The organism is uncultured Lamprocystis sp., assembly GCF_903933125.1.
Classification (GTDB): Bacteria; Pseudomonadota; Gammaproteobacteria; order Chromatiales; family Chromatiaceae; genus Thiodictyon.
Map to the genome: position 1 here is coordinate 1 of NZ_CAIZIZ010000082.1, position 11,856 is coordinate 11,856.

An 11,856-nucleotide genomic window follows, 5' to 3' on the forward strand; every position below is an offset into this window, starting at 1 on the left:
CACCTTCAGGGTCGGCATCACCCGTTACCTTTGCACCTCGCCTGCTTTCGTGCCTACGCATCGACGCGTCCGTTACCGGCTACGCCGCAAGGCTCGATACTGGGCTCGCGGCTCACGATTACCCAGGCGGGACTTTCACCCGCTAGAACACGCGGCCTTGCCAGGCCGCACTGTCCCCTATTTCCACTCCATCGAAAAGCTTGGTATCGCCAAACCCCGCATCACCGAGTCGCGCTGCTTACAACACGAACTGGTGTTTGCATGAAACCTCGCACTCGCTCGAAAGCGAGTACGACCGAGGAACCGGATGCGGGAAAACTGCACGTCCGGGTCTGTGGCGGGGGCTCCGGGCAACCGGAGTCCCTACGCCGGAGGATATCTTTCGTTGTCTTCCTGACAGCTAAATTGATTGAGCCTAGCCAATTGTTGCTCGCAGGTTAACCAGATCCCGGCCCCTTAAGCATGCCTCTTGCGATCATTTCACCCACCGTGAGGTTGCTGCGCTTGGCAAGAGACGCCGCAACTAGCTTTTGATAAACTTTCGGATCGGTCGCACCAATAAATTGTTTCTCTTCTTGAGTGACGCAAAGAAAGGACACTTCCGTCTTATTGCCCCCGATCAACATGCCTCCAATCGCCCCGAGCGGTCCGAGTAGGGCAGCACCCGCGATACCCCAGGCGGCCGTTCCCGAGAGATTTTTGATCTTCTCCACTGTCAACTGTTCGATGCTTTTCAATTGGAGGGAATAGGAGCCAGAGTTAGCCAATGAGAGGATCACTAATCCCGTCTCAGGAGTAATGCTCGCGTAGCAATCACCCGATGGATAATCTCCGCCAATAATCTTGATTCTATCCATCGTTTTCCTCGGAAACCTGCGACCACGCTATCGTAATTGTTTGCGTAATAAGCGTTTATCCGTCGTGCGCGCCAGGCGCCGTGCCACGACCAGGGATCAGCGCGGCGCGCACGACGGATAAACGCTTATTCGTTAGGATACTAGCGTGCTAGATAGAATTCCAGTTGGAACCTTGCTTTCCTCTGGCGTAACTATTCAGGTACCCTCTTGCCAACCAACGGGCTAGGCGTGTAACTTTGCGCCATGCTCGATCAGCCGCCCACAACCGACGCTTCCGAAAGCCCAGACGCCGAGTTGGCGCGTCTGCGCGTCCTAGCGGTAGAGCAGGCGGCGCAGATTGAGCAACTGCGGCAACGCATCCAAGAGTTGGAGGCGCGTCTGGCCAAGGACAGCCACAACTCCAGCAAACCGCCCTCCTCGGACCCGCCGTTCAAGAAACCGCCGCCGCGCTCGTTGCGCCAATCCAGCGGCAAGAAGCCGGGCGGGCAGAAAGACCACCCGGGCGCGACCTGCCGCTTGGTCGATGCCCCCGAGCGGACGGTCGCGATCCCATTGAGCGGGCAGTGCGCGTGCGGGCGCGACCTGTCGACCATCGCGGCGGAGGAAGTCCCGGAGCGCCGCCAAGTCGTCGATCTCGTGGTGCGGCGCGACGTCACCGAGTATCGGACCGTCGCTGGCCAGTGCGCCTGCGGCCAGTGCCACCGCAGCGCCTTTCCCGAGGGCGTCGATGCCCCGGTCCAATGGAGCCGGGATCTCCGCCTTCGCGGTGTACCTCACCCAGTACCAACAACTGCCGTTCAAGCGCACCGCCGAGTTGCTCGCGGCGCTGGCCGGCATTGCACTCTCGCCGGGCACGCTCTACACCATGGTGCGCGAGGCCGCCGCGCGACTGGCCGCACCGGTGGCGGCGATCGGCCAAGCGGTGGCGCAATCGGCCGTGGCGCACGCCGACGAAACGGGCCTGCGCGTCGGCCGCGCACTCCAGTGGCTGCATGTGTTGTGCACCGCGACGCTCACCTTCTATGCGGTCCATGCCAAGCGTGGGCACGAAGCGCTGGAAGCCATCGGCCTGCTCGCGTCCTTTCGCGGCATCCTGGTGCACGACCACTGGAAGGCGTACCTGATGTACGCCTGTCAACATGCCTTCTGTAACGCCCACCATCTGCGCGAGTTGATCGCCGTCGCCGAGACGTACCCCAAACTGGCCTGGCCGGAGCGCCTGATCGCACTCCTGTGCGAGGCCAACGTCGCGACGCATTACGCCCGTGCCGCGGGGTACGCGGCCTTGCCCGGCCCCATGATCGACGACTTCTTTACCCGCTACGATGCGCTCCTCGCCCAGGGTGCGCGCGCCCATCCCCGCCGTACCGGCCCCCCGGGGAGCCGGCGCCGCGTCAAGCAAACGCCCGCCTGCAACTTGGTCGGGCGGTTGCGCGACCATCGCCACGCGGTCTTGCTCTTCATCGTCGATCTGCGCGTCCCGTTCGACAACAACCTGGCCGAACGCGCGATGCGCATGCCCAAGCTCAAGCAGAAGGTCTCCGGCTGTTTCCGCTCCGCGGAGGGCGCCGCCGCCTTCGCCACCATCCGTTCCTACCTCTCGACCCTCAACAAGCAATCCGTCGATACCTACCAAGCACTCGTCATGACCTTCCAAGGTAACCCGCCGATGCCGCGGCTGCCGTAGCTGGGCTGGGGGTACCTGAATAGTTACCCTCTGGCTTTCTCACTCCGCCGTCCTTGACGTCGTTGTCGGCCACCGCGTCCGGCCGATACCAGAGATTTCATATCCGCGATATTTGATAGAGTTACCCGACTATCCTTGTCCTGTCCTTGTCCGCTCCCAACCCGCAACACAACGGTGCGCAGACCAGATAAAGACGCGGAATGACAATGAGTGTAGTTGTGCTGTCATGGCGAAACCATGACTTACGTCACACTTTTCTGTTTCCGCTGCGGTCGGTGGGTCAGTACATGCTCGCCGCATCCACACGACAGCCCTGGTACTCGGAGCACGAACCCAGCGTTTTCAGTGTGATCGTTTGGCAAGTTTTTCAGAGAAATCAGTAGCAACGACCAACGGGTCAGCCGGGGGAAGGTCCGGGCACGCGCGCGTCGGTAATGGTCAGCCATGTGGACCCGGTTCAGGGCGGCGCTGAACTGCCATGTCGCTGCGGACTGCCGCGTTGTTGACGGGATGTTGATGGGTGTGCCGACGGATCGGGTCAGTTCCTGCCCGCCCAACTCCTGATATCGCTGGTCAGGCGTTCCGTCTTTCTCGTGCAGGTCCGAGCGCCCTGAGAGGTACCGTCCGTGGCGACTTCCTTCCGGTATCCTACCGGAATGACGTAGCCGGGCCCTCGCCAGCCAACCCTCAGGCCGCGAGTTTTTTCTTGATGAAGTCAGCCAGGACTCCGGCCAAGGTGCCGCCGATGCCGACGATCAGCCAGAGCGGCAGTCCAATGCCGCCGCCCAGCGGGACGATGGCGGCCGCGCCATTGCCGACCACGACAAAGGCGGCGATGACGGCACCCAGGCCCAGGCGCAGGCGCCAGGAACGGGCGTCCCACAGGACATGCTTCAAGGCTCGCGACATGACCTTGAGGAGCGGCCAAGCCGCCTTGCGCTCGCGGGTTAGCGCCAAGATGGCGCCCATCTTCTTGAACCCCCGCAGTTCGCCCTGACGGATGCTGCTCAGTTCCCGCACCCAGGCCAGCAAGAGTTGCTGTTCGGCCGCGGGCGCGCGCAGCAGCGCCTGGACGAGTGCGGGTTGAGTCTCGGTTTCTTGCGCTGCGGTCACTTCAATCTCCTGATTCATAATATAAAAAGCCGGATGGTCGACTAGCGGTGACGCCTGGGGCGTTTTCTCCGGCGATTGTATCCGCGATGACTGTTGCTGTGGCCTTGATCGTTGGTTCGGCGGCAAGAAGATCTGAAGCCGAGGTTTTAGCCGGTCGACCGCGCTGCCATGCGGCCCTGATCGGGCTAACGGCCATGGAATGAACATCAAGCCACCCCGGAAAAGGAAAGTCCTCCGTGGGAGCGGCGTCCCGCCGCGCTGCGGTGCCGCGGTGACCGCGAACGCTGAGGCTGCGCGCCCGGCCCCATCGCGGCGGGACGCCGCTCCCACGGGGTCGCTGCGCGACGTTCACGGTAACGCCTCGACCTCCCGTGTGCCCCGGCGACCGCCGTTTTGATGGGGAACCTTGATGTGACGATGATGATTCATCCCGCTGGCTGAAGGCCGATCGTTGGAGCGGCTTGTGGCCGCGGTGGGGTCCGGCGGGTTCTTGAACATCAGTGTTCGCCGCGGCATCGCATCGCGGCCGGAGGCCGCTCCCACGGGGGCAGGGGATTTTCACGGTAACATGCGGCGTTTGGTGGGCTGTCGGCTGGACGCTGGGCGGACGACGCGTTCCAGGATCATTGACCGATCATTCAACCGCGCCAGATCCAGCAATCGTCGAGTCTGCCGGGGCCGATTCCATCCAATAACATCGCATACCGCGCTGGGCGCGGTTGAGCAGAGACCGCACCGATGAATTACACCGCCATCCTCGAAGCCTTGGGCGAGGCCAGTCTGTTCCAACTGTATCGCTTGAACGTGGCCATCAGCAATCAGCTCGATGATCCGGCGCGCATCGCCGCGGTGAAGCGCGTGCTGCGTGTCGGTCAGACGATCCGCTGGTTCCACAGCACCGAGAACCGCCTGATCGAGGCGAAGCTGTTGAAAATGAATAGGACACGGGCTGATGTGCAGGATTTGGCGGACGGGAGGCGGTGGACCATTCCGTTTCACCTGATCGAGCTGGAGGGTCAGGACGTGACCATCGGCGCGCGGAAGCGTCAGGCGCTGGACCGCAATCGCCTGAGCGTGGGCGATCGGGTGGGCTTCAAGGACCGCCAGGGTCAGGAGCGGTTTGGCCAGGTGGTGAAGCTGAATACCAAGTCCGCGGCGGTCCTGGTGGATGGGCTGCGCTGGCGGGTCAGCTACGGGCTGCTGGTGGCGGTGATCGACGGCGATCTGGGGGATGACACCCTGGCGTTACCGGGGCAGTGGGTGGCGATCACCGACGAGGATGCGAGGGGCTCGACGTCAGCGTTACCGGAGCAGCTCGGTGAGGATGATGGCAGCGATGATAGTGAGTTTGCCTGACCGGCCATGATCGGCGCTCCGGCCAAAGCGATGATCCGGATTTATCCACAGATGTCACAGATGAAGAAAAGCATCTGTGAAAATCTGTGTTCATCTGTGGATAAAGTTTCCGCCTCAAGGCCGCGGCGGGCGCTGGCCGGAGCAATGATCACACTCGGCTCGCAGTTCCCCGGGGCGGCCTTGATCGTAATCCCGGCCGGCGGTATGCGTAGTCAGGGCTTCCAGCCCTGACAGTGTCAGGCCAGGATGGCCTGACTACGCACCCGGCGCGCCCAAGTGGCCGCAACGACGATCAAGGCCCTCGGGGCGCAGAGCGCCAAGACATCCATGACACCGCTGGAGAGTTTTGGCAAGTATTCCTTGTCGATTGGGCTGAGGAACGAAGCCCAACGAGCAGTCAAACGTAAGGCGCTGAAATGTTGGGGTTCGTTCCTCACCCCAACCTACGGCATTGCAATGGCTTCGGGTTCGGAGCCAATACTTTCACAATCTCTGGAGCGGTGTCACGAGGATTGAAATTAGATCGTTCCTCCGATTACGACAACGATTGTATTGGTTGCGTAGATTATTCAGGCATCCAATCCGCATCCAAGACCTGAGGGACCTCCCAAGGGCAGTGTTCAGGAAAGGCATCGAGCCCCGTCTCGGCGGTGGCGGTGCTGATGGCATCTTCCCAGATTTCCTCCAGCCAGTCGGGATCGCGCAGGATGGTCTTGAGGCTCGGCGTGCGCTTGAGGCGCAAACCCAGCGCACGCCGTTGGGCGAGGATGGTACGGCGCCAACTGCTTCCCCGGCGCTCGGGTTGGTATTGCCACTTCAATAGATGGGCGAGCAGTACCGACAGCCGACTCGCCAGTTCCCGCTGTTCGCTCTTGCCCACGTCTTCGATCTCCTCGGCGATGTGCTCGATGTCGAGTTCCGCGAACCAGCCGGCCCGCAGCAGGCGCGCCTGCTGCTCGGCCCAGGCGCCGATGTCGGTCTCGTACAGCCCGGGGGCGTGGAGCCGCTGTGTCTCAAGCCTGGCAGTCATGGGGGAAAGCCTCGATTCTCTGTTTTTCTTCGTGTTCTTTGTGTCTTTGTTTGAGCGATTGCCGAATTTAGGATACCAGAAAGCGCCTTAACGCTGCGGTTTCGCGCTCGGCCCGTCGCGGCGGGACGCCGCTCCCACAGGGTCGCTGCGCGACTTTCACGGTAACGCCTCGACCGGCAGTGCGCGACGCCCGGGTACTGGCTGGAACGATGATTAAGACTCTTTTCTTCATCTGTGAACATCTGTGACATCTGTGGATAAATCCGGAAGAGCACTCTTGCCGGAGCAGCGATCATAGCCTTCACCGGGCAGGCTCTAATTTCCGCTCCCGCAGCCAAATAAAGATGACAGGGGTAACGATGAGAATATGCACCAGGCTGGAGAGCATCCCACCGACCACCGGGGCGGCCAGCGGCTGCATGATTTCGACGCCGGTGCGCTGGAGCCAGAAGATGGGCGTCAGTGACGCGATGGTGGTGGCGACGGTCATGACCTTGGGACGCAGCCGCAGCCGGGCGCCGGCTTTGACGGCTTGTGTCAATTCCGCGCGGGTCAGCGGGCGGCCGAGTTCCTGGCTCATGCTTTGTACCGATTCCTCCAGATAGGTCACCATGATGATGCCGGTCTGGATGGCGGTGCCGAAGAGCGCGATGTAACCCACCCAGACGGCCACGCTGAAATTGAATCCCATCCAGGCTTGCAGCAGCACACCGCCGGTGAGTGCGAAGGGCACCGCCAGGAGGACGTGGGCCGCTTCGCCCACCGAGCGGAAGGTGATCACCAGGGTCGCGAAGATGATGAGGATGACGGCGGGGAGGACGTAGCCGAGGGTGGCCCGGGCGCGCAACTGGTTTTCGTATTGACCGGAGTAGTCGATGGTCATTCCCGGCGCCAGGGTGATCTCGGCGGCGATGCGCTCCTTGATCTCCTCGACGAAGCCGCCGAGGTCCCGGTCGCGGACGTTGGCCTGCACGAAGACCCGCAGCCGGCCGTTCTCGCTCTGGATCTCGTTGGGACCGACGACGCGCTTGAGGTCGGCGATCTGGCGCAACTGCACGGTCGCGCCCGAGGGGGTGGCGACCAGGATCTCGCCCAGCCGGTCGATGTCGCCGCGCTCGGATTGCTCCAGCCGCACCTGGAGCGGCCAGCGTTCGCGGCCTTTGATGGTGGTGCCGACGCTGACCCCGCCAATCCCGGCCTCCACCTGACGGAAGACCTCCGCAACGCTCAGCCCGTAGCGGCCGAGCATCTCGCGCCGGACCTGAATCTCCAGATAGGGCTTGCCCTGCACCCGTGACGGCGCGACGCCGACCGCACCCGGCACGCGATTGATGACACGCTCGACCGCGAAGGCCTGCTCCTGGAGTGCGTCGAGGTCGTCGCCGAAGATCTTGACGCCGACCTGGGCCCGGATGCCGGTGCTGGTCATCAGGATGCGGTTCTCGATCGGCTGGAGGAACCCCGGCACATAGCCGGGCACATTCATGAGGCGCTCCGACAGATCGGCGATGATCGAGGCCTTGGTGGTGCCGGGCGGCCAGGCGTCGGGCGGCTTGAGCTGGATGGTGGTTTCGATCATCTCGACCGGGGCCGGGTCGGTCGCGGTGGCGGCCCGCCCCAGCTTGCCGGCTGCCGAGGCGACCGCCGGGTGCGCGCTGATGACCTGATCCTGCCAGGCCATGATGCGTTTCACCTCGGTGAACGCGGTGGCCGGCAACAGCACCGGCATGAAGAGCAGCGACCCTTCCTCCAGGGTGGGCATGAATTCGGTGCCGAAGCCCTGGGTATGGCGGGCGATGGACTCGGGAAGGTGGGCGTTGAGGGCGCGCGGCAGCCCCCAGGCGATGACGATGCAGACGGCGAGCAGGCTGGTCGCGAGCCCCAACACGGTCTTGCGGCGGCGCAGTGCCCAGTCGAGCGCCGGCTCGTAGAGGCGCAGCAGGCGCTGCATCAGCCAGTTCTCCGACTCCGGCTGGAAAGGGCCGCGGATCAGCAGGGTGCAGAAGACCGGCACGGCGGTCACCGCGAGCAGGGTGGCCCCGATCAGGGCGAAGGTCTTGGTGTAGGCCAGCGGATGAAACAGCTTGCCTTCCTGGCCGGTGAGCAGGAACACCGGGACGAAAGCGAAAATGATCACCAGCATCGAGAAGACGATGGGCCGCCCGACCTGGGTGGCGGCGGTCAAGGTTTGGGCGAAGACCTCGGCGGGGGTGAGCCGACGGCGCAGCGCGGCCTCGGCGCGCTCGCAGTGCCGGATGACGTTCTCGGTCATGACGATGCCGGCATCGACCAGGACGCCGATGGAGATGGCGATCCCGGTCAGCGACATGATGTTCGAAGGGATGCCGAACTGATCCATCAGAATGAAGGCGATCAGGATGGAGGCCGGCAAGGGCAGGGTGACGATCAGGATGCTGCGGAAATGGAAGAGAAAGAGGATGTGCATCAGCGTCACCAGGATGACTTCCTCGGTCAGCGCCTCCTTGAGGGTGGTGATGGCGCGCTCGATCAATTCGCTGCGGTCATAGAAGGCCGCCAGCGTGACACCCGGCGGCAGGCCGGGCGTCAGGCTGGCGATCCGGGTCTTCACGTCCTGGATGACGCGATAGGCGTTCTCGCCATAGCGCATGACCACGATCCCGCCGACCACCTCCTGCCCATTCACATCGAGCGCGCCGCGGCGGAAGTCGCCGCCGACGCGGATGGTGGCGACATCGCGCAGATAGAGCGGGGTGCCGTTGCGCGGCAGTACCGGAATCTGTTCCAGGTCGGTGAGATCCTGCACCAGGCCGATGCCGCGGACGATATACTCGGCGCCGTTCTCCTCGATGGTCTTGCCGCCGACATTGCGATTGCCGCTGCCGACGGCATCCATGACCTCGCCCAGGGTGGCGCCGTATTGCTTCAGTTTGAGTGACGAGACCTCGATTTCATACTGGCGCACGAAGCCGCCGATCCCGGCGACCTCGGCCACGCCCGGCACGGCGGCGAGTTGATAGCGGATGAAAGTATCCTGCAGAGTGCGTAGCGAGCCCAGGTCCTGCGTGCCCGAGGTGTCTTTGAGGTAATACTGGTAGACCCAGCCCAGACCCGTGGCATCGGGTCCGAGCCGCGCGATGACGCCCGGCGGCAGCAGGTCGCCCAATGAATTGAGCCGTTCCAACACCCGGGTGCGGGCAAAATAGACATCGACCTGATCGGCGAAGATCACCGTGAGGAACGAAAAGCCGAACATGGAACTGGCCCGCACGGTCCGCACCCCGGCCAGGCCCTGCAATGACACGGACAGCGGGTAGGTGATCTGATCCTCGACCTCCTGCGGCGAGCGGCCGGGCCAGTCGGCGTAGACGATGACCTGATTCTCCGACAGGTCGGGAATGGCGTCGATGGGCACGCGCTGCAGCGCGACCAGGCCCCAGGCGCAGAGGGCGAGAAAGCCGCTCAGGACCAGGAAGCGGTTGTGCAGTGACCAGTGGATGAGCCGGGTGATCATGTGCTACGCGTACTCCGTGCCAACTGAAGTTGCAGCGTCATTCCGGCAGGATGCCGGAATCCAGTGCCATGGATGGTACCTCTCGGTGACCTTGATCATGGTTTCGGCCGGGATCAGTTCCGAAATTTCCGGCCTTGATCGTAATCCCGGCCAGCGGCGTGCGTAGTCAGGGCTTCCAGCCCTGACGGTGTCAGGCCAGGATGGCCTGACTACGCACTCGGCGAGCGCAAATGGCCGGAATCTTGATCGAGGCCCTCGCGCGCACCTGGACCAGCAAGACACGATGGAACGCTCTACTCGTTCACTGCGTCGCCGCATTCGAGCATGGCGGACCCGAAGAAGGGGTTACGCAGTTGCTGCGACCGGGAGAGCCAGCGGGCGGTGCCGAGCACCGGGGTCATGGGACACTGATAGATCCAGAGTGGTTCCCGGTGCTGGAGATGCTGGGTGCGGGCCAAATCCGCCACGGCGGTGCTGAATGGCTCGAACGCGCGGCGGGCCGCCTCGAGGTCGGACGCTTCGGCGAGCGTATTAGTGAAGGCGGCCAGTTCACCCCGTGCCGCCGCGGCATCGCCGGCGAGATAGGCGGCGAGTGCTCCCCTCATGGCGGGCAGGTGCTGTTGGTAGGCGGCGAGATCATCGGCCGCGAGCGCGTTCGCGCCATCGGCGGTGGCGAAGGCCAGGGAGCGCAGCAGTCCGTAAGCCGCCTCGGCCGGCGGCGGCGGGGCGGCGGGAATCGTGATCGGCATGACATGGCCCTGGTGCGGGTCCGCGGCGGCGCCCGCGTGGGCGAGTTGGGCCTGCGCGTCAAGGATCAGGGCGGCGGTGGTCACGACCCGGTCGCCCGCGTTGAGACCGCCGAGCACTTCGGCCTGGGAGTCGCCCACGCGGCCAAGCCGGATCTCGCGGGCGCGATAGCCTTGCTCCCCCAGGTCAAGATAGACGATGGGCCGGCCGCTGTGCTGCAGGACGGCGGCGCGGGGCACGAGCAGGAGGTCCGGGGTGGTGACCGACACCAGCGCCTGGGCGGTCTGGCGGTAGCGCAGCCGGCGTTCGGGGTTCTCCAGGATGACCCGCACGCGTGCCGTGCGGGTCTGCTCGTCCAGGTTGGGGTCGATGAAGCTGATGGGGGCCGTCAGCACCTGGCCGGGGAGCGAGGGTACCGACACTTCCACGGTCTGGCCCAGGCGCAGCCAGGCGAGGTCGGGCTCGTAGGCGTCGAACACGAACCACATGCGCGAGAAGTCGCCGATCTCGAACAGCGGGTCGTTGGTCTTGACATATTGGCCCTCGTAGACGGCACGCGAGACCACGGTGCCGGACAGCGGCGCGCGGATGTTGACCATAGCGGTGGGCTTGAGCGTGCGGTCCAGGATGCGGATCTCTTCCTCGGTCAGACCCAGTTCGAGCAGGCGTTCGCGGGCCGCCGCGCGCTCGGCGCGGGGGGAGGCGACATCGCCGGCCTTGAGCCGTTCGACATACTGGCGTTGGGCGGTGAGCATTTCGGGGCTGAAGACGGTGGCGAGCGGCGCTCCGGCCGCTACCTCGGCGCCCACATAGTTGACCTGGAGTGTCTCGATGCGCCCCGGCACCCGTGCGGCCAGGATGCGATGCCGGGTGTCATCATCGTTGATGATCCCGCTGACGCGCAGGGTGCGGGTCAGCGCACCCCGGGTGACTTCGCTGGTCGCGACGCCGGTCACGGCGACCTGGGCGGCGTTGAGGGTGACGCGGTCGGGATCGACCGTCGCTGCCGCGCCATCACCGCCGACGGCGACGAGGTCCATGCCGCAAATCGTGCAGCGGTCACCGGGTTTGTTGGACGTGATCCAGGGGTGCATGGGGCACTGATAGATCGGTGCTGCCTGGATTGATGCCAGGGGTTGGTCGGCGCCCCGCGGTTGGTCGGCCGGGCCGCGGCCGAGCAGGTAGCCGCCGCCGGCGAGCAGCAGACCGAATGCGAGCAGGATGGCGATCTTGATATTCATACTCCGGTGACCGGGGCGACTGGACCGGAGGCCGACGCTTCAACCGGTGGCGCCGCGTCCGCTAACGACTATGGAAGGAGCATCAGCCACCCCGGAAGATGCATGTCCCGTGGGAGCGGCCTCCGGCCGCGATGCGAGCCCGCGGTCACTTGCGACCCTGCGTCATTGCGAGATCCTGTCGCGGCCGGAGGCGGCTCCCACCGGGTTCGGCCGGAATGGCGCCTAAGGTGATTTCCGGAACACCGGATACCACCCACCGTCGGCTCGGATGTAGGTGCGACTTCAGTCGCACCGACTCGGACGCAGGTGCGACTGAAGTCGCACCTACACTC

General features: G+C 64.3%; 7 protein-coding genes and 2 pseudogenes. 4 read left to right on the forward strand and 5 right to left on the reverse strand.

Features of this window, described 5'->3' with window-relative positions; translation table 11 throughout:
• A pseudogene (locus QZY03_RS03455) lies at positions 1-265 on the forward strand (hypothetical protein); the annotation flags it as partial.
• A gap of 172 nt (positions 266-437) precedes the next feature.
• Here QZY03_RS03455 and QZY03_RS03460 read toward each other — a convergent pair.
• Positions 438-857, reverse strand: coding sequence for a hypothetical protein (locus QZY03_RS03460; RefSeq protein WP_295578353.1), 420 nt, complete (start codon positions 855-857; stop codon positions 438-440).
• Positions 858-1,100: 243 nt separating this feature from the next.
• Here QZY03_RS03460 and QZY03_RS31965 point away from each other — a divergent pair.
• Positions 1,101-1,304, forward strand: a pseudogene (locus QZY03_RS31965) (DUF6444 domain-containing protein); the annotation flags it as partial.
• Positions 1,305-1,584: 280 nt separating this feature from the next.
• Positions 1,585-2,544, forward strand: coding sequence for an IS66 family transposase (locus QZY03_RS03470; protein ID WP_295578355.1), 960 nt, complete (start codon positions 1,585-1,587; stop codon positions 2,542-2,544).
• A gap of 687 nt (positions 2,545-3,231) precedes the next feature.
• Here QZY03_RS03470 and QZY03_RS03475 read toward each other — a convergent pair.
• Positions 3,232-3,657, reverse strand: coding sequence for a hypothetical protein (locus tag QZY03_RS03475; RefSeq protein WP_295578357.1), 426 nt, complete (start codon positions 3,655-3,657; stop codon positions 3,232-3,234).
• 738 nt (positions 3,658-4,395) lie between these two features.
• Between QZY03_RS03475 and QZY03_RS03480 the strand changes: the two genes are divergently transcribed.
• Positions 4,396-5,013: a hypothetical protein gene (locus tag QZY03_RS03480; RefSeq protein WP_295578358.1), complete on the forward strand. Its 618-nt coding sequence runs from the start codon at positions 4,396-4,398 to the stop codon at positions 5,011-5,013.
• Positions 5,014-5,578: 565 nt separating this feature from the next.
• On the opposite strand, the gene QZY03_RS03485 is transcribed toward QZY03_RS03480, so the two are convergent.
• From QZY03_RS03485 to QZY03_RS03495, 3 genes are all read right to left on the reverse strand, one after another.
• Positions 5,579-6,043 carry a DUF29 domain-containing protein gene (locus tag QZY03_RS03485; protein WP_295578359.1) on the reverse strand — a complete coding sequence of 155 codons (465 nt, stop codon included), beginning with the start codon at positions 6,041-6,043 and terminating at the stop codon, positions 5,579-5,581.
• 301 nt (positions 6,044-6,344) lie between these two features.
• Entirely contained in the window at positions 6,345-9,536 is a 3,192-nt protein-coding gene (locus QZY03_RS03490) for a CusA/CzcA family heavy metal efflux RND transporter (protein WP_295578360.1), read from the reverse strand.
• 293 nt (positions 9,537-9,829) lie between these two features.
• Positions 9,830-11,524 (reverse strand): efflux RND transporter periplasmic adaptor subunit, encoded by a 1,695-nt coding sequence (locus QZY03_RS03495; RefSeq protein ID WP_295578361.1) that lies wholly within the window; start codon positions 11,522-11,524, stop codon positions 9,830-9,832.
• Positions 11,525-11,856 lie beyond the last annotated feature (332 nt).